The organism is Marinitenerispora sediminis, from assembly GCF_003336425.1.
GTDB lineage: Bacteria > Actinomycetota > Actinomycetes > Streptosporangiales > Streptosporangiaceae > Marinitenerispora > Marinitenerispora sediminis.
The window spans coordinates 14,992-32,540 of the sequence record NZ_QEIO01000036.1; the positions used below are offsets into that span (position 1 = coordinate 14,992).

General features: G+C 73.6%; 13 protein-coding genes and 2 pseudogenes. 14 read left to right on the forward strand and 1 reads right to left on the reverse strand.

Going from position 1 to position 17,549, the window contains the following annotated elements:
- Positions 1–83 precede the first annotated feature (83 nt).
- From DEF28_RS09490 to DEF28_RS09545, 11 genes and pseudogenes are all read left to right on the forward strand, one after another.
- Positions 84–2,018 (forward strand): TIGR03960 family B12-binding radical SAM protein, encoded by a 1,935-nt coding sequence (locus DEF28_RS09490; protein ID WP_114399412.1) that lies wholly within the window; start codon positions 84–86, stop codon positions 2,016–2,018.
- Between the two features lie 567 nt (positions 2,019–2,585).
- Positions 2,586–3,377: a TIGR03936 family radical SAM-associated protein gene (locus tag DEF28_RS09495; RefSeq protein ID WP_233515202.1), complete on the forward strand. Its 792-nt coding sequence runs from the start codon at positions 2,586–2,588 to the stop codon at positions 3,375–3,377.
- Positions 3,378–3,533: 156 nt separating this feature from the next.
- Complete coding sequence (locus tag DEF28_RS09500) at positions 3,534–6,359, forward strand: Rne/Rng family ribonuclease (RefSeq protein WP_114399414.1); 2,826 nt, start codon at positions 3,534–3,536, stop codon at positions 6,357–6,359.
- Positions 6,360–6,592: 233 nt separating this feature from the next.
- The gene (rplU, locus tag DEF28_RS09505) at positions 6,593–6,904 is read left to right on the forward strand and encodes a 50S ribosomal protein L21 (protein ID WP_114399415.1); all 312 of its coding nucleotides are present in this window, start codon (positions 6,593–6,595) and stop codon (positions 6,902–6,904) included.
- 15 nt (positions 6,905–6,919) lie between these two features.
- Positions 6,920–7,186 (forward strand): 50S ribosomal protein L27, encoded by a 267-nt coding sequence (gene rpmA, locus DEF28_RS09510; protein WP_114399416.1) that lies wholly within the window; start codon positions 6,920–6,922, stop codon positions 7,184–7,186.
- A gap of 138 nt (positions 7,187–7,324) precedes the next feature.
- The gene (gene obgE / locus DEF28_RS09515) at positions 7,325–8,689 is read left to right on the forward strand and encodes a GTPase ObgE (protein ID WP_114399417.1); all 1,365 of its coding nucleotides are present in this window, start codon (positions 7,325–7,327) and stop codon (positions 8,687–8,689) included.
- Between the two features lie 103 nt (positions 8,690–8,792).
- Positions 8,793–9,995, forward strand: a complete 1,203-nt coding sequence (proB, locus tag DEF28_RS09520; RefSeq protein ID WP_114399418.1) for a glutamate 5-kinase — start codon at positions 8,793–8,795, stop codon at positions 9,993–9,995.
- 145 nt (positions 9,996–10,140) lie between these two features.
- A complete protein-coding gene (locus DEF28_RS09525; RefSeq protein ID WP_114399419.1) occupies positions 10,141–11,400 on the forward strand; it encodes a glutamate-5-semialdehyde dehydrogenase in 1,260 nt (419 codons plus the stop codon).
- 1,045 nt (positions 11,401–12,445) lie between these two features.
- Positions 12,446–12,637: pseudogene (locus tag DEF28_RS09535) on the forward strand (hypothetical protein); the annotation flags it as partial.
- 284 nt (positions 12,638–12,921) lie between these two features.
- Positions 12,922–13,764, forward strand: coding sequence for a helix-turn-helix domain-containing protein (locus DEF28_RS09540; RefSeq protein ID WP_114399542.1), 843 nt, complete (start codon positions 12,922–12,924; stop codon positions 13,762–13,764).
- Positions 13,765–13,889: 125 nt separating this feature from the next.
- Complete coding sequence (locus DEF28_RS09545; protein WP_114399545.1) at positions 13,890–14,156, forward strand: hypothetical protein; 267 nt, start codon at positions 13,890–13,892, stop codon at positions 14,154–14,156.
- 199 nt (positions 14,157–14,355) lie between these two features.
- Here DEF28_RS09545 and DEF28_RS09550 read toward each other — a convergent pair whose 3' ends face one another.
- Complete coding sequence (locus DEF28_RS09550; RefSeq protein WP_114399541.1) at positions 14,356–15,402, reverse strand: M48 family metallopeptidase; 1,047 nt, start codon at positions 15,400–15,402, stop codon at positions 14,356–14,358.
- Positions 15,403–15,661: 259 nt separating this feature from the next.
- Between DEF28_RS09550 and nadD the strand changes: the two are divergent.
- From nadD to DEF28_RS09565, 3 genes and pseudogenes are all read left to right on the forward strand, one after another.
- Positions 15,662–16,276 (forward strand): annotated as a pseudogene (gene nadD, locus DEF28_RS09555) (nicotinate-nucleotide adenylyltransferase); the annotation flags it as partial.
- Positions 16,277–16,332: 56 nt separating this feature from the next.
- Positions 16,333–16,731, forward strand: coding sequence for a ribosome silencing factor (gene rsfS / locus DEF28_RS09560; RefSeq protein WP_114399539.1), 399 nt, complete (start codon positions 16,333–16,335; stop codon positions 16,729–16,731).
- 156 nt (positions 16,732–16,887) lie between these two features.
- A complete protein-coding gene (locus DEF28_RS09565) occupies positions 16,888–17,514 on the forward strand; it encodes a histidine phosphatase family protein (protein ID WP_114399538.1) in 627 nt (208 codons plus the stop codon).
- The last annotated feature ends 35 nt before the right edge of the window (positions 17,515–17,549 follow it).

Below are 17,549 nucleotides of genomic sequence, written 5' to 3' on the forward strand. Positions count from 1 at the left end.
AACGGGCCCGTGCGCGGGCCCGTAGGCTGGGAGACCGACCACAAAGTCGACCGATTAGCCATCTCCAGCGGAGGCGTCCCACCATGCCGATCGAGTCCGTCTTCCCACGACTGGAGGCGCTGCTGCCGCGCGTGCAGAAGCCGATTCAGTATGTGGGCGGTGAGCTGAACTCCGTCGTCAAGGACTGGGACGAGGCGGAGGTGCGGTGGGCCCTCATGTACCCCGACGCCTACGAGGTCGGGGTGCCCAACCAGGGCGTGCAGATCCTGTACGAGGTGCTCAACGAGCGCGAGGGCGTGCTCGCCGAGCGCTGCTACGCCGTGTGGCCGGACCTCGAACAGCTCATGCGCGAGCACGGGATCCCGCACTTCACCGTGGACGCGCACCGCCCGCTGGGGGCGTTCGACGTGCTCGGTATCAGCTTCGCCAGCGAGATGGGCTACACCAACATGCTCACCGCGCTGGACCTCGCGGGCGTGCCGCTGCGGGCGGCGGAGCGCCGCGAGGAGGACCCCATCGTGCTGGCGGGCGGGCACTCCGCGTTCAACCCCGAGCCCATCGCCGACTTCCTCGACGCCGCGGTGCTCGGCGACGGCGAGGAGATCGCGCTGGCCATCACCGAGGTGATCCGCGAGTGGAAGCGCGAGGGGAGCCCGGGCGGCCGCGACGAGGTGCTGCTCCGCCTTGCGGCCACCGGCGGGGTGTACGTCCCCCGGTTCTACGACGTGGACTACCTGCCCGACGGCCGCATCGAGCGGTACCGGCCCAACCGGCCGGGTGTGCCGTGGACCGTGCAGAAGCACACGGTCATGGACCTTGACCAGTGGCCGTACCCGAAGAACCCGATTGTCCCGCTCGCTGAGTCGGTGCACGAGCGCTTCAGCGTCGAGATCTTCCGCGGCTGCACGCGCGGCTGCCGTTTCTGCCAGGCCGGCATGATCACCCGCCCGGTGCGGGAGCGCAGCAAGGCCGTCGTCTCCGAGATGGTCGAGCAGGGGGTGCGCTCGTCGGGCTTCCAGGAGGTGGGGCTGCTCTCGCTCTCCAGCGCCGACCACAGCGAGATCGGCGACATCGCCAAGGGCCTCGCCGACCGCTACGAGGGCACTAACACCGGGCTGTCGCTGCCCTCCACCCGGGTCGACGCCTTCAACATCGACCTGGCGAACGAGCTCACCCGCAACGGCCGCCGCTCCGGGCTCACCTTCGCGCCGGAGGGCGGCAGCGAGCGCATGCGCCGGGTGATCAACAAAATGGTGACCGAGGCCGACCTCATCCGCACCGTCACCGCGGCCTACGCGGCGGGGTGGCGCCAGGTCAAGCTCTACTTCATGTGCGGACTGCCCACCGAGACCGACGAGGACGTGCTGGCCATCGCCGACCTCGCCCGCGAGGTGATCCGGACCGGCCGCGAGGTCACCGGACGCAGGGACATCCGGTGCACCGTCTCCATCGGCGGATTCGTGCCCAAGCCGCAGACCCCGTTCCAGTGGGCCGGCCAGACCCCGCACGAGGTGGTCGACGCCCGGCTCCGCGCGCTCCGCGACGCGCTGCGGGCCGACCGCGCCTACGGGCGGTCGGTCGGGCTGCGCTACCACGAGGGGAGGCCCTCGATCATCGAGGGGCTGCTCTCCCGGGGCGACCGCCGGGTCGGCGCCGTCATCGAGGCGGTCTGGCGCGACGGCGGCAGGTTCGACGGCTGGAGCGAGCACTTCTCCTACGAGCGCTGGACCGGCTGCGCCGAGCGGGCGCTCGCCGGCGAGCCGGTCGACCTCGACTGGTACACGGTGCGGGAGCGGGAGCGGGACGAGGTGCTGCCCTGGGACCACCTCGACGCCGGGCTCGACCGCGGCTGGCTGTGGCAGGACTGGCAGGACGCGCTGCACGGTGAGGAGTCGGTGGAGGTCGACGACTGCCGGTGGAACCCGTGCTACGACTGCGGGGTCTGCCCGACGATGGGCACCGAGATCCAGATCGGGCCGACCGACCGGTCGAAGCTGCTGCCCCTGACCGTCGTCTGAGCGGATCCTCCGCCTCCGATCGCCCCCGCCCCGCGGGCGGGGTATGGCCCGGCGCCCCGCTCGCGCCGGGCCATACGTGTACTTAGACGAGCGACCCCCCGCGATGGTTGGCAGAGATTTGCGATTCGCTCAGAAATTTTTCCCGGCCCGGCGTCCTTGCACTTCAGTGAGGGGGTGACCGCCTCCGGCGAGGTCGGAGCGGTCCGCGATCCCCGAAGTTGTGGCCGACACAACTGCACCGGGGCTTTTCAAACCGCCGCGGGAAGGGAACAGCACAGAGGTGTGTGATCCGTCACGAAGCGCGGCGGGGTCCGGTCATCCGTCGACCCGCCGTCCGCCGCCCCGACCAGGCCCACCGGCCCGGGGCGATGGCGCGAGACAACCGGAGCGCACCGTACGCTAATGAGGACGTGAATCTCCCGCCCGGCCGTGCCGCACGCCGGACACGGCGGCCGGGAGACATCGACGAAAGGAGCAGCACTGCCCCCCGCACCAGAGGGCACCGTCTCGCCCTCCACCGGAACCCAGGGCCACCGACTGCGCGTGCGTTACGCCAAGCGCGGCCGGATGCGGTTCGCGAGTCATCGCGACATCGCCCGCGCGCTGGAGCGCGCGCTGCGCCGGGCCCGGATTCCGGTCGCCTTCTCGGCGGGGTTCTCGCCTCACCCCAAGATCTCCTACACCGGAGCGGCCCCCACGGGGGTGGCCAGTGAGGCGGAGTACTTCGAACTTGCGCTGACCGAGGCGTCCGAGCCCGAACAGGTGCGTGTTCGGCTCGACGCGGCGATGCCCGAGGGCCTCGACGTCGTCGAGGTCGTGACGGCCACGGCGGGCGGTCTCGCGGACCGCCTGGAGGCCTCGGAATGGCGGGTCGAGCTGCCGGGTGTCGCCCCCGACGACGCCCGTGCGGCGGTGGCCGCGTTCCTCGCGGCCGACACCGTCGAGGTGGAGCGGCTGACCAAGAAGGGACGCCGCCGCTTCGACACCCGCGGGGCCGTACTCCGTCTCGATGTGGACGGAAGCGGCGCAGCGGAGCGAGACGAGACATATGTCATACTTCAACTGGTCGTCCGGCATACGACACCTGCCGTTCGACCGGACGACGTGGTGAACGGCCTCCGTCAGGTGGCCGGCCTCGCGCCGCCGTCATCACCGCTGATGACCAGGCTGGCGCAGGGGCCGCTGGACGGGGCCTCCGGCGAGGTCACCGACCCGTTCGCGGCGGACGGCGCGTCCGCCCGAGACAGCGGACGGGAACGGGTCGACTCCGGTACCGGGGCGTCGCAATGCGCCCCCGCCGGGGCGGCGCAGGACCCACCCACGTCGTCGGCGCCCACGCGGAGCACGTCACATGGCTGACCTCCGGCGGGGAACGTGGGCGCGCTCCAAGGACTTTGTCCCGGTACCGCCGAACGCGCTACCGGGGCCGACACAGTGACGACAGTTCTCGCGCGCAGCGGCCGCGGCGCATGACGCCGACGCCGCGCCCGAGAACTCTGACGGGAGACCGCCCGGATGCTCGAGAACGAGCCCAGCAGCGGTGCCGAGGGCACCGCGGGACGTACAACTGAAACAACCGAGACAGCGCAGGCGGACGTGACCGTCCGCACTGGCGAGAGCGCGTCCGGCGCTGCCAAGCCGGCGCGGCGCCGCCGGAGCGCGACGCGGCCCGCCGGACCGCCGCCGGAGCCGGAGCCGATCGCCCCCGCGGCGGCGGCCCGGACCGCCCCCGCGGCCGAGGCGGCCGTGGAGTCGGTGCCGGCCGAGGGTGAGTCCGCGCCGGAGCCGGAGCGCGGCGCCCCGGCGCCGCGGACCCGTACCCGTGCCCGCCGCGCGAAGGCCGCCCCGCCGGCGGCCGAGGCCGAGCCGGACGCTGCGGAGCCGGCCGCCGGGCAGGAGCCCGAGGACACCGGCGCCGAGCAGCCGTCCAGCGGGGCCGCCGTCGCCTTCCAGCCGCCCATGGTGGTGTTCCAGCCTCCGGTCCCGCAGGGGCCGGCCAACGGCGTGCACCCGGTCGGTCCCGCGGACACCGCGCAGGCCGACACCGAGGAGGGCGCCGAGGCCGACGAGGAGCACACCGACGACGAGGACGACGACCGCCCGTCCCGCCGGCGCCGCCGCAGGGGCGGTCGTGGCCGGGGCCGGACGCGGGCCGGCGAGGAGGGCGACGAGTCCGACGAGCCGGGCCAGCCGGCGCCCGCCGTCGCCGAGCGCGCCCCGCGCGGGCGGCGTGCCGAGGCGGCCGAGGACGAGGAGCCGGCCGCCGACGAGAGCGGCGCGGCCGAGGAGGAGACCGACGAGGGGCGCCTCGACGACGCCGCCGGCACCAGCCGGCGCCGCCGGCGCCGCCGCCGCAGGTCCGGAGCCGAGGCCCCCGAGGAGTCGCCCGAACCGGACGACCCGCCCAACACGGTGGTCCGGGTGCGCGAACCGCGCGCCGCGGCGCCGATCGAGGACGAGGTGCAGGCCGTCCGGGGGTCCACCCGCCTGGAGGCCAAGAAGCAGCGCCGCCGCGAGGGCCGCGAGCAGGGCCGCCGGCGCGCCCCCATCATCACCGAGTCGGAGTTCCTCGCCCGCCGCGAGTCGGTCAAGCGCGACCTCGTCATCCGGCGTACCGGCGAGCGCACCCAGATCGCGGTGCTTGAGGACGACGTGCTCGTCGAGCACTACGTCGACCGGGCCACGCACAAGTCCTACGTCGGCAACGTCTACCTCGGCCGGGTGCAGAACGTGCTGCCCTCCATGGAGGCGGCGTTCGTCGACATCGGCAAGGGCCGCAACGCGGTGCTCTACGCCGGCGAGGTGAACTGGGACGCCTCCGGCCTGGAGGGCCAGCCCAAGCGGATCGAGTCGGCGCTGAAGTCCGGCCAGTCGGTGCTGGTCCAGGTCACCAAGGACCCGCTCGGCCACAAGGGTGCCCGGCTGACCAGCCAGATCAGCCTGCCCGGCCGCTACCTGGTGTACGTGCCGGACGGCACGATGACCGGCATCAGCCGCAAGCTCCCCGACAAGGAGCGGGCGCGGCTCAAGCAGATCCTCAAGAAGGTCATGCCGGAGCACGCCGGCGTGATCGTGCGCACCGCGGCCGAGGGGGCCAGCGAGGAGGAGCTGGAGCGCGACATCTCGCGGCTGGCCGCGCAGTGGGAGTCGATCCGGCGCAAGTCGAAGTCGGCGACCGCCCCCGCGCTGCTCTACAGCGAGCCCGACCTCACCGTCCGCGTGGTGCGCGACGTCTTCAACGAGGACTTCGCCAGCCTGGTCGTCTCGGGCGACGAGGCGTGGCGGACGGTCGACGAGTACGTCAACTACGTCGCTCCGCACCTGGCCGAGCGGCTGTCGCACTGGTCCAAGGACCGCGACGTCTTCGACGCCTACCGGGTGGACGAGCAGATCGCCAAGGCGCTGGAGCGCAAGGTGTGGCTGCCCAGCGGCGGATCGCTGGTCATCGACCGCACCGAGGCCATGACGGTCGTCGACGTCAACACCGGGAAGTTCACCGGCCAGGGCGGGAACCTCGAGGAGACGGTCACCAAGAACAACCTGGAGGCCGCCGAGGAGATCGTCCGCCAGCTGCGGCTGCGCGACATCGGCGGCATCATCGTCATCGACTTCATCGACATGGTGCTGGAGAGCAACCGCGACCTCGTGCTGCGGCGGATGCTGGAGTGCCTGTCCCGGGACCGCACCAAGCACCAGGTCGCCGAGGTCACTTCCCTCGGCCTTGTCCAGATGACGCGCAAGCGGGTCGGCCAGGGACTGCTGGAGGCCTTCTCGACCACCTGCGACTGCTGCAACGGCCGCGGCCTCATCCTGTCGACCGAGCCGGTGGAGGCCAGGCCGGCGAACGGCGGCAACGGGGCCTCGGGCGGCGGCCGCAAGAAGAAGGGCAAGGGCGGCGCGGCCGAGAAGGCGGAGAAAGCCGAGAAGGCGGCACCGGAGAAGCCCGCCGCCGAGGCCGGCAAGGGCGAGCCCGAGCCGGCCGCCCCGCCGGCCGAGCAGCCGGAGCCGGCCGAGCAGGCGCCCAAGGCGGAGAAGAAGACGGCACGCAAGGCGTCGCGTCGGGTGAAGCGCGAGAAGGCGGCCGCGGTCGACGCCCCGGAAGAGGCACCGGCCGCCGCGGCACAGGACAGCGGCGAGCCGTCCGCGGCGCCGGAGCCGGTCGCCGCCGAGGCGGCGCAACCCGCCGCGGCGCCGGCACCCGAGGCCGCCGAGAGTGCGGACGCGGAGGCCGAGCCGACCGAGTCCGGCACCGAGCGCCCGCGCCGGCGGCGCACCCGGCGGACCAAGACGGCGGCCGCCGCGGCCGAGACCGCGGTGGTCGAGGCCGGCAGCACGCCGTGATGGCATCCGGTCGGACCGGGGCGCCCGGTCCGACCGGTATGGACGGTGGTTGACGTGCTCGCCCCCAACGGGCGGATGGTAATCTAAGGGTCGGTGCGTCGGCGCGCCCCAATCGTTCGCGCGCCCGAGACCTACTTTCGATTCCGCGCCCCCGTCGCGGGGGCGAGTGGCGTTGAGACCGCGGTCGGTTGAGAGCGCATTTTTTCTGAAGCGAGCAGGAAGAGAGTTTCCCGGTGTACGCAGTCGTGCGAGCGGGCGGCCGACAGGAGAAGGTGTCTGTCGATGACGTCTTGAACATCGACAAGGTGGCCGACGAGGTCGGCGCCACGCTGACGTGGCAGCCGCTGCTGGTGGTCGAGGACGGCAAGGTCATCAGCGACGCCACCGAGCTCGGCGGCTACCAGGTCACCGCCGAGGTCCTGGGCGAGGCCAAGGGCCCGAAGATCAACATCATCAAGTACAAGAACAAGACCGGTTACAAGAAGCGCCTGGGACACCGCCAGAAGTACACCCGCGTGCGCGTCACCGGCATCGCCGCGAAGTAGCAGGAGGAGCGCGAGATGGCACACAAGAAGGGCGCGTCGTCCAGCCGTAACGGCCGCGACTCCAACGCCAAGCGGCTCGGCGTCAAGCGTTTCGGTGGGCAGAGCGTCAAGGCCGGCGAGATCCTGGTCCGCCAGCGCGGCACCCACTTCCACCCGGGTGACAACGTCGGCCGCGGTGGCGACGACACCCTGTTCGCGCTCGTCGCGGGACAGGTGCAGTTCGGCACCCGGCGCGGCCGCAAGGCCGTGAACATCGTCCCGGCCCCGGCCCCCGCCGAATAGGGCCGGCGCGACGCGACGTCACCGACTGCAGAACGCGTAGGGCGGGCCAGCACGACTGGCCCGCCCTACGTGCGTCCGCACCCGCCCGCGCCACGCGCGCACCCGGAACGAATCGCAAGACACGACCCAGGGAGAGCCATGCCGGACTTCGTCGACGAAGCGGTCTTGCACATCAAGGCCGGTGACGGCGGGCACGGCTGTGCCTCCGTCCACCGGGAGAAGTTCAAACCGTTGGGCGGTCCCGACGGCGGCAACGGGGGCGGGGGCGGCGACGTCGTCCTGGAGGTCGACCCCAACACGTCCACCCTGCTGGAGTACCAGCGCCGCCCGCACCGCAGGGCGGGCAACGGCGCCCCCGGCCAGGGCGGCCACCGTGCCGGGGCCAACGGCGCTGAGCTCGTGCTCCCGGTCCCCGACGGCACCGTGGTCACCACGCCCGACGGCGAGCTGGTCGCCGACCTCGTCGGACCGGGCACCCGGCTGGTCGCGGCGCGGGGCGGCAGCGGCGGGCTGGGCAACGCGGCGCTCGCCTCGCCGCGCCGCAAGGCGCCCGGGTTCGCGCTCAAGGGCGAGCCGGGCGAGCAGCTCGACATCCGGCTGGAGATCAAGACGATCGCCGACGTCGGCCTGGTCGGCTTCCCCAGCGCGGGCAAGTCGTCGCTGGTCGCGGCGCTCTCCGCTGCCCGGCCCAAGATCGCCGACTACCCGTTCACCACGCTGGTCCCCAACCTCGGCGTGGTGGAGGCGGGATCGACCCAGTACGTGGTCGCCGACGTGCCGGGGCTCATCCCCGGCGCGAGCGAGGGCAAGGGGCTCGGCCTGGCCTTCCTCCGGCACGTCGAGCGGTGCTCCACGCTGGTGCACGTCCTCGACTGCGCCACCTACGAGCCGGGCCGGGACCCGGTCACCGACCTCGACGTGATCGAGGCCGAACTCGCCGCCTACGGCGAGTCGACCGACGTCGACCTCAGCGACCGGCCGCGGCTGGTGGTACTGAACAAGGCCGACGTCCCCGACGCCCGCGAACTCGCCGAACTCGTCACGCCGATGCTGCGCGAGCGCGGCCTGCGGGTCTTCACGGTGTCGGCGGCCTCCCATGAGGGGCTGCGGGAGCTGTCCTTCGCCATGGCCGAGCAGGTCGCCGCGGCCCGCGCCGCCCGGCCGACCCCCGAACCCACCCGCATCGTGCTGCGGCCGAAGGAGATCGGCGAGACGCCGTTCGAGGTCGTCCCGCTCGGCGGCAACACGTTCCGGGTCCGCGGCGACCGCACGGCCCGCTGGGTGCGCCAGACCGACTTCGCCAACGACGAGGCCGTCGGCTACCTCGCCGACCGGCTGAACCGCCTGGGCATCGAGGAAGCCCTCGCCAGAGCGGGGGCGATCGCCGGCGCCGAGGTCTACATCGGCGACGAGGACGACTCCGTGGTCTTCGACTGGGACCCGACCATTGACGCGGAGCGCACCCCGATCGGCCCGCGCGGCACGGACTCCCGGCTGGGCTGACGTCGCGCGGGGACCCCGGCGCCGTGCCGGGCGGGCCGCCGGCCCGCCCGGCACGGCCGAACCCGGCCGAGCGTAGGGGCACACACGCAGATGGGAACGGAACGTGCGGACCACGCACACTGATGGGGAAGAGTCCCGGAACGGGACGCGGGCGGCGGCGCCCGCGGGCGCGGAGCAGCACCGCGCGGACGTCACCGGGGCGCGCCGGGTCGTCGTCAAGGTCGGGTCGTCGTCGCTGACGACCCCCGACGGCCACATCGAGCGCGAGCGTATCGGGGAGCTCGCCGACGTACTGGCGGAGCGGCGCGCTGCCGGGGTCGAGGTCGTGCTGGTGTCCTCCGGCGCTGTGGCGGCCGGGATGACACCGCTCGGCCTGGCCCGGCGGCCCCGCGACCTCGCCACGCAGCAGGCGGCGGCGAGCGTCGGCCAGGGCCTGCTGCTGGCCCACTACAGCGCCGCCCTCGCGCGGCACGGCGTGACCGCCGCCCAGGTGCTGCTCACGGTCGACGACATGATGCGCCGGACGCAGTACCGCAACGCCCAGCGCACCCTGGGCCGGCTGCTGGAGATCGGCGCGCTGCCGATCGTCAACGAGAACGACACGGTGGCCACCGACGAGATCCGGTTCGGTGACAACGACCGGCTGGCGGCCCTGGTCGCGCACCTGCTGCGGGCCGAGGCGCTGGTGCTGCTCTCCGACGTGGACGCCCTCTACGACGGCAACCCGAGCCGGCCCGGCGCGCGCCGCATCCCCGAGGTCCGCGGACCCGCCGACCTGGAGGGCGTGGACATCGGCACGGCCGGCCGGCGCGGCGTCGGCACCGGAGGGATGGTCACCAAGGTGGAGTCGGCCCGGATCGCCACCGAGGCGGGGGTCCCCACCGTGCTGACCTCGGCCGCCAACGTCCGCGCCGCCCTGGTCGGCGAGCCGGTGGGCACCTACTTCGCACCGAGCCGGCGGCGCCGCCCCTCCACCCGGCAGCTGTGGCTGGCGCACGCCACGGCCGGCCGCGGCAGCGTGGTGCTGGACCCGGGTGCCGTCCGGGCGGTGGTGCGCGAGCACGCGTCGCTGCTGCCCGCGGGCGTGGTGAAGGTGGAGGGCGAGTTCGCGGCGGGCGATCCGGTCGACCTGCGCGACGAGGACGGGGTGATCGTGGCCCGGGGCCTGGTCAACTACGACTCCGCCGAGATACCCGACCTGATGGGGCGCTCGACGCGCTGGCTCGCCCGTGAGCTGGGACCTGCCTACGAGCGCGAGGTGGTGCACCGGGACGACCTGGTGCTGCTCGCCCGGCACCGGCGCTAGCCGGTCGCCGCCGCGTGCGCCCGACCTGCACGTACGCGGAGCGCCTCCAGCCCGCCGTCCCGGCGCCGTGGCCGGCGGACGCGTAGGCTCAAGACACGGCGGGAGCGGCGGTGGGCCGCCGACGAACGAGAGTGGAGAAGACACGATGAGTGACATCGAGCGGGACGTCCGCGCCGTCGCGGAGCGCGCCCGGGAGGCCGCCGCGGACCTCGCCCCGCTCAGCAGGGCGGCGAAGGACGAGGCGCTGCAGGCGATGGCCGACGCCCTGGTGAAGCACGCGGACCAGATCGTCGAGGCCAACGCCGAGGACGTCGAGCGCGCCCGCGCCGCCGGGCAGAGCGCGGCGATGGTCGACCGCCTGGCGCTCACCGCGAGCCGGATCGAGGCGATCGCCGACGCGGTGCGGGAGATCGTCGACCTCCCGGACCCGGTGGGCGAGGTGGTGCGCGGTTCGACGCTGCCCAACGGACTGGAGCTGCGGCAGACGCGGGTCCCGCTCGGCGTGATCGGCATCATCTACGAGGGCCGGCCGAACGTGACCGTGGACGCGGCCGCCCTCTGCCTGAAGAGCGGGAACGCCGCGCTGCTGCGCGGCTCCTCCTCCGCCTACTCGTCCAACACCCGCATCGTGGAGGTGCTGCGCGGCGCGCTGGAGGGGACCGAGGTGCCGGTGGACGCCGTGCAGCTGGTGCCGGGGGTCGAGCGCGACTCCGTGCGGCACCTCATGCGGGCCCGCGGGCTGGTGGACGTGCTCATCCCGCGCGGTGGCGCGTCGCTGATCCAGACCGTCGTGCGCGAGTCGACGGTGCCGGTCATCGAGACCGGTGTCGGCAACTGCCACGTCTATGTCGACGCGCACGCCGACCTGGACAAGGCCCTGGCGATCACCGTCAACAGCAAGGCCCAGCGGGTGTCGGTGTGCAACGCGGCCGAGACGCTGCTCGTGCACGCCCGCGTGGCCGAGCGCTTCCTGCCGCGGGCCCTGGGCGCGCTGCGCGACGCCGGGGTCACCGTGCACGGCGACGACCGGGTCCGGGCGTTCGACGACGCGGTGGTGCCGGCGACCGAGGCCGACTGGACGACCGAGTACCTGTCGCACGACATCGCGGTGCGGGTCGTGGACTCCCTGGACGAGGCGGTGGCGCACATCCGGGAGTACTCCTCGGCGCACACCGAGGCCATCGTCACCGACTCCCAGTCGGCCGCCCGCCGGTTCGTCGCGCGGGTCGACTCGGCCGCGGTGATGGTGAACGCCTCCACCCGCTTCACCGACGGCGGCGAGTTCGGCTTCGGCGCCGAGATCGGCATCTCCACCCAGAAGCTGCACGCCCGCGGCCCGATGGGCCTGCAGGAGATGACGTCCACCAAGTACGTCGTCACGGGCGACGGGCACGTCCGGGAGTAACCGCCAGCGGGCCGCGGCGGGGGCGGGAGAGCCCCCCGCCGCGGTCCGCCGAGGTTCCGGCGATCACCGCGCCCCCGGGCTTCGGGGATGCGGCGCTCTTGGCGATCCGCGGTAGCCCGGCACCGTCCCGCGGCGACGCGCGAACCCCGATGGGGAGACGCCGGCTTGGGTACCTGTCCACCCGGCTGGACCCGTGCGAGCCTGTCGCCGGCTCCCGGGCGGCGCGCGGCCGGACCGCGGTCGGCGGGCGCGGTGGGAATCCCGCCGGAGCTGACCGGGACCCGTTTCCCGCGCACGGCCTCCGACCGCCAGGCCTCCGACCGCCAGGCCTCCGACCGCCAGGCCTCCGACCGGCCTGGACCGGCGTCCCCGATCACGCCCCGCACGGCCGTCTCCGCGCCGATGGCGAGCCCCCGACCAGCACCACGTCCACCCCCGCGGACGCCGCGGGCCACCGGACCCCTCCGGGACCCGGCGCCGGAGGCGTCCGGCACCCGGCCGGTCGACCACGGCCGGCACCGGCACCGGGGCCGCCGGGCGCGGGGCCCCTCATCCGGCTTCCGATGGCGGCACAGGGCCCAGCGCCGTCCCAGGCCCCGCCCGCCCGTCGCGGAGCCGCACCAGCTTGGGGGCGGTCCCGTCCCGGTCGGCCCAGGTGGCGGGACCGGCGGGCGCGGCTGGCCACCGCCGCGGCCGGCACCCCAGCGGCACATCCCCGTGGTGCGGGCGGCCGCCGCGACCGGCCCGCCTCCGGCCGGAGAGGTCCCGCGGATCGTGCCCGTGCGCCCAGCCGTGCCGCCAGGTGGTGCCGGGCGGCGGCCGCGGCCACCGCCGCGCCGGGCCGTCGCCTCCGAGACCAGGCCGAACCTATCGTTGGAGGTGAGGGCAGGAGGCGAACCGCGCGCTCGCGGATCTCGGTGCGAACCGTGGCGCGGCGCCCGTCCGGTGCCGCCGGTACCGGTGGGCTCGCGACGATTCGGTGAAGTCCTGGCACGGCCGGTCCGGTTCCAGCAGTCTGAGAAGCCCGGCCGAAAGGAGAAGGCACGTGAAGCTGCGCATGCTCGGATCGACGTCCCAGGGCGGGGGCTGCCCGACCCTGTACGAGACCGAGACCGGTGACATCGTCGTGCAGGGGGACCGGCTCACCGACCCCGAGGCACTGGCCCAGCTCAGCGACGTGCTCGACGGGGAGGAGTTCGTCGTGGTGCCCAGGGAGCTGCTCATCCGCTTCGCGCCGTGCGGGGGCCCCGGCCACCGCGCGTCCCCGGCCGTGCGGTGGCGGGGGAGAACCGCGGCGCTGCTGCGCGCGTTCTGCTGGACCACCCAGCACCGTGCGGCCGCGCCCGCCAACCGGGTGCCCGCCGTGCCGCGGGGCGTGCCGCCGCGGGCGGCCCGTCCGGCCCTGGCCGAGGCGCGGGTGCTGCCGGTGCCACCTCGTTCGTTCCCCGTTCTCCGCGGTGACGCCGGGCGGCGCGCTCCGAGCGACGCGGCGTGACCCGACACTGGATCCACGGCAGGTAGATGAGCACCGACTACCAGACCGCCCGCGAAACGCTCGGCGCGCGGCTGCGCGAGCTGCGACTGGCGGCCGGGCTGACCGGGCGCGGGCTGGCGGAACTGCTGGGCTGGTCGCCCAGCAAGATCAGCAAGCTGGAGCACGGCCGGCAGACGGCGGCGGGCGGCGACGTCCAGGCGTGGACCCGCGCGTGCGGCGCGGCCGAGGTCGCCGATGAGCTGATCATGCAGCTGCGGACGCTGGAGACCCACTACACGAGCTGGCGGCGGCAGCTCGCCACCGGTACGCAGGCCCGGCAGCGGGCCTTCCACGAGTTGGAGCGGCGCAGCCGCGCGCTGCGGAACTTCGAGTCCGCGTGCGTGCCCGGCCTGCTGCAGACTCCCGACTACGCGCGCTACATCCTGCGGCGCACGGTGGAGCTGCACGGGACACCGAACGACGTCGAGGCGGGGGTGCGCGCCCGGGTGCGGCGCCAGGAACTGCTCGCCGATCCGCACCGCAGGTTCGAGTTCCTGCTGTGGGAGCCGGCGCTGCGGCTGCTCATCTGCCCGGCCGAGGTCATGGCCGGCCAGCTGGACCGGATCGCCGGGCTGATCGGCACGGGCACCGTCCGGATCGGGATCGTGCCGACGAACATCGAGGTGACGGCCGTGCCCACGCACGGTTTCTGGATCTTCGACGACGAGTTGGTCCTCGTCGAGACGATCGGCGCCGAACTCCGGCTGGCTGACGCCGACGCGATCACGCCCTACCGCAGGGTCTTCACCGAACTCGGCCGGGTGGCGGCGCGCGACCACGCGGCACGGCGGGTGCTGGCCCGGATCCGCCGCGAACTGCCGATCCCGTGAGCGTGCGCCGGTGCCGTTGTCGGCGATCGCCGCCGACTCTCGGAGAAATTTCGAGAAATCCGGCTGAGCGACGAAATCACGGCTTCTAGCGTTGACCTGTGCGTTTCCGCGGCGAGGTGACGGTGATGGCGACGTTTCCCGAGGTCAGCGACGGCGAAGAGCACCTGCTCCAGGAGATCCGGGACCGCTACCCCGACTGGCTGATCGCGCGTGCGGGGGTCCGCCTGGTCGCGACCCACCGGACGGAGCGGCCGGACCCGGAACGGGAGCGTGCGCTGGTGGTCACCCGGGTCGTCGCCGACTACCCGGAGCAGCTGGCGGCCCGGCTGTACGTGCAGGAGGCGCTGCGCTCCGGGCTCCGGGGCGGCGGCAGCCGGGCCACCAGCGCGTGAGGGGGCGGGGCCGGTCGTGCGGGGGCCGATCGGCCCCGGCCGGGGTGCACCGGCCGACCGCGTCAGCACCGGGGCCGGGGCTCCGTCCCGCGGCGCTCCCGGAGTGTGTCCGCCCCGTCCGCCCGTTGTGGCCGCGGCCCCGCGGGCCGCGGCGTCCGCGGCGGGGACCCGGGGCGCGTCGCCGGACGCGCGGGGCCGGTCAGTTCGCGCTGCCGTCCTGCCCCCGCCCGGCGTTGCGCACGCGGTGCGCCACGGAGTCGAAGAGCTTCCCGCCGGCGCTCGCGGCACTGCCGGCGACGTCGCGCAGCGTGCCGACCAGGGGGTCGGCCGTCCGCTCCCAGGACTCGCGGTAGGAGTTCGCGGCGTTGCGCGCCTCCTCGGCGATCGAGGCGTCGCGGTCGGTCCCGCGCCGGGGGTAGTCGCCGTTCACGATGCGCTGGTAGGAGCCGTCCTTCACCCAGCGGTCCAGCTCCGCCAGCCGGACGACCGCGAAGGGGTGGGTCTGGCCCATGAGGTTGAGCAGCTTGAGCAGGCCGTCCCGGGCGTCGCCGCCCCGGTCGTACTCCGCGGCCTGCTCAAGGAAGGCGTCGGAGTTCATCTCGGCGAGCCGGGAGCCGCCGGCCAGCTTCATGAGGGCGCGCTTGGCCGCGTCGGGGTCCTGCCCCGCGAGCAGGCCGGCGCGGTCGCAGGAGAGTTCGGACTTGCGGTACCACTCCTCCAGCGCGGTCACGATGGCGCGCAGGCCGATGTAGCCGAGCGGGATCCACGCGACCCGGCTCGCGAGCCGGATCAGCGCCAGCAGCATGGTGCGGTACACCGCGTGGCCGGAGAGGATGTGCCCCACCTCGTGGCCGACGACGAAGCGCTGCTCCTCCGCGGTGAGGAGGTCGAACAGGCCGGTGGTCATGACGATGAACGGCTTGCTGCTGCCGATGGCCATGGCGTTGGGCTGCGGGTTGAGCTGGATGTACAGCTCGGGGACCTCGTCGAGGTCGAGCACGTAGGCGGCGTCGCGCACGTAGTCGTACACGTCGGGGAACTGCCGCTCGCTGACGCGCACCGAGCCGGACAGGTACATCAGGCGCAACGCCCGCTCGTTGAACAACCCGGACAGCCGCTTGAACACCTCGTCGAAACCGCGCAGCGACCGCAGGGCGACCAGCGCGCCGCGGTCGGCCGGGTGCTCGTAGGCACGGGAGCTGATGTCGGCGAGTCGGACGCGGGCGCGATCGGGAGTGTTGGCCATGTCGGCATGCTATGCGCCGACCGTCCTCGAGCGCCACGATTTCGGGACATCAAGATATGACGCGTTTGAGGTGCCGCTGTGGGTAGGGCGGGGAATAAGCGATCCGACAGCCCGGGTTAGTCTCGGCGTTGACCACGCGACCCGACGCCGGGGCGAGAAACCGAGCGAAAGCAAAGCCGTGCCGAACGAACCGACCAGTCCTCTCGACGGGACTCTCCGCCCCGCAGCCGCTCGCGTCGACGTACCGGGCCGGCCGCGCCCGCGCCGGGTCGGCATCATGGGTGGCACCTTCGACCCGATCCACCACGGGCACCTGGTCGCCGGCAGCGAGGTCGCCCACCTCTTCCATCTGGACGAGGTGGTGTTCGTGCCGACCGGTCAGCCCTGGCAGAAGGACTGCTCCAAGGTCACGCCGGCCGAGGACCGGTACCTCATGACCGTCATCGCCACCGCCGAGAACCCGCAGTTCCGGGTCAGCCGGATCGAGGTGGACCGGGCCGGTCCCACCTACACCATCGACACGCTGCGCGAGATGCGGTCGATCTACGGTCCGGAGGTGGAGCTGTTCTTCATCACCGGCGCCGACGCGCTGGGCGCTATCCTGAGCTGGCGCAACGTGGATGAACTCTTCGAACTCGCGCATTTCGTAGGCTGTAACCGTCCAGGTCATCGGCTCACCGATACCGGGCTGCCCGACGGCAAGGTCAGTCTCGTGGAGATTCCGGCGTTGGCCATCTCCTCGACCGAGTGTCGGGAACGCGTCCGCAAGGGCGAGCCCATCTGGTACCTCGTGCCCGATGGCATCGTCCGCTACATCAACAAGACCGGGCTCTACCTCGACGACGGCATGGCCTTCGGTGCAGGCGCCGGCTGAGCGCCGCCGAGCCGACCCGCCGCGTGGCAGGACCCCAGGGAGGCAGCTGCTACATCGTGACCGCCACGGACAGGGCCGTCGAGCTCGTGAACATCGCCGCTGAGGCGGCGGCCGACAAACTCGCACAGGAGATCATCGCCTACGACGTCAGTGAGCAGCTGGTGATCACTGACGCCTTCGTACTGTGCTCCGCGCCCAACGACCGCCAGGTGCGGTCCGTCGTCGACGAGATCGAGGAGCGGCTCCGCGCGGCCGGGGCCAAGCCGGTGCGGCGCGAGGGCGAGCGCGACGGGCGCTGGGTGCTGCTCGACTACGTCGACGTCGTCGTGCACGTCCAGCACGAGGAGGAGCGCGGCTTCTACGGCCTGGAGCGGCTGTGGAAGGACTGCCCGGTGATCCCGCTCCCCGAGGAGGCCCGGGGCCTCGCGCGCGCGGCGAGCTCCGGCGACCTCTGAGCCCTCCACCGCCCTCACCGGCCTTCCCCACGCCGCCGGAGCCACCCGTGCGGGCGGGCCACCCATGCCGGTGGCCCGCCCGCACACGGCTGCCGGGCGCACCCGGCCGGCCTCCCGGCCCCGACCCGTCGATCCGCAGTGGTCAGGAGTGAACCTGTGACCGAATCCCGCCGCGTGGTCTGCTGGCGCCACGGGCAGACGACCTGGAACGTCGAGAAGCGCTTCCAGGGCCAGACCGACATCCCCCTCAACGACACGGGTCGAGCCCAGGCCGAGCACGCCGCCCGGCTGCTGAGCGCCCTGCGCCCGGACGCCATCGCCGCCTCCGACCTCCGCCGCGCCGCCGACACGGCCGCCGCGCTGTCCCGCCGCACCGGCCTGCCCGTGGAGCACGACAAGGGGCTGCGGGAGCGCACCGGCGGCCTGTGGGAGGGCCTCACCGGCGCCGAGATCCGGGAGCGCTGGCCGGAGGAGCACGCCCGCTGGGAGATCCCGGACGGCGAGGACATGGCCGCCGTGGCGGAGCGGGTCGCCGAGGCGATCCTGCGCCACCTCGCCCGCGTCCCGGAGGGCGGCGTGCTCGTCGTGGCGAGCCACGGCGCCGCCCTGCGCGCCGGGATCGGCCACCTCCTGGGCCTGCCCGCCGAACACCGCGACGTCCTCGGACCGCTGGACAACTGCGCCTGGTCGGTCCTGGGCCCGCGCCGCGCGGGCGGCTGGCGGCTGCTGGAGCACAACGCCGGCACCCTGCCGCAGGAGTCCCAGCTCAGCGACGACCGCTGAGTGGCTGCGCGGCCGCCGTTTCGACTAACCGCCGC

Coding starts and splice junctions, on each gene's coding strand:
- DEF28_RS09490 (WP_114399412.1), top strand. CDS start 84: ATGCCGATCGAGTCCGTCTTCCCACGACTGGAGGCGCTGCTGCCGCGC.
- DEF28_RS09495 (WP_233515202.1), top strand. CDS start 2,586: ATGCGGTTCGCGAGTCATCGCGACATCGCCCGCGCGCTGGAGCGCGCG.
- DEF28_RS09500 (WP_114399414.1), top strand. CDS start 3,534: ATGCTCGAGAACGAGCCCAGCAGCGGTGCCGAGGGCACCGCGGGACGT.
- rpmA (WP_114399416.1), top strand. CDS start 6,920: ATGGCACACAAGAAGGGCGCGTCGTCCAGCCGTAACGGCCGCGACTCC.
- obgE (WP_114399417.1), top strand. CDS start 7,325: ATGCCGGACTTCGTCGACGAAGCGGTCTTGCACATCAAGGCCGGTGAC.
- DEF28_RS09525 (WP_114399419.1), top strand. CDS start 10,141: ATGAGTGACATCGAGCGGGACGTCCGCGCCGTCGCGGAGCGCGCCCGG.
- DEF28_RS09540 (WP_114399542.1), top strand. CDS start 12,922: ATGAGCACCGACTACCAGACCGCCCGCGAAACGCTCGGCGCGCGGCTG.
- DEF28_RS09545 (WP_114399545.1), top strand. CDS start 13,890: ATGGCGACGTTTCCCGAGGTCAGCGACGGCGAAGAGCACCTGCTCCAG.
- DEF28_RS09550 (WP_114399541.1), bottom strand. CDS start 15,402: ATGGCCAACACTCCCGATCGCGCCCGCGTCCGACTCGCCGACATCAGC.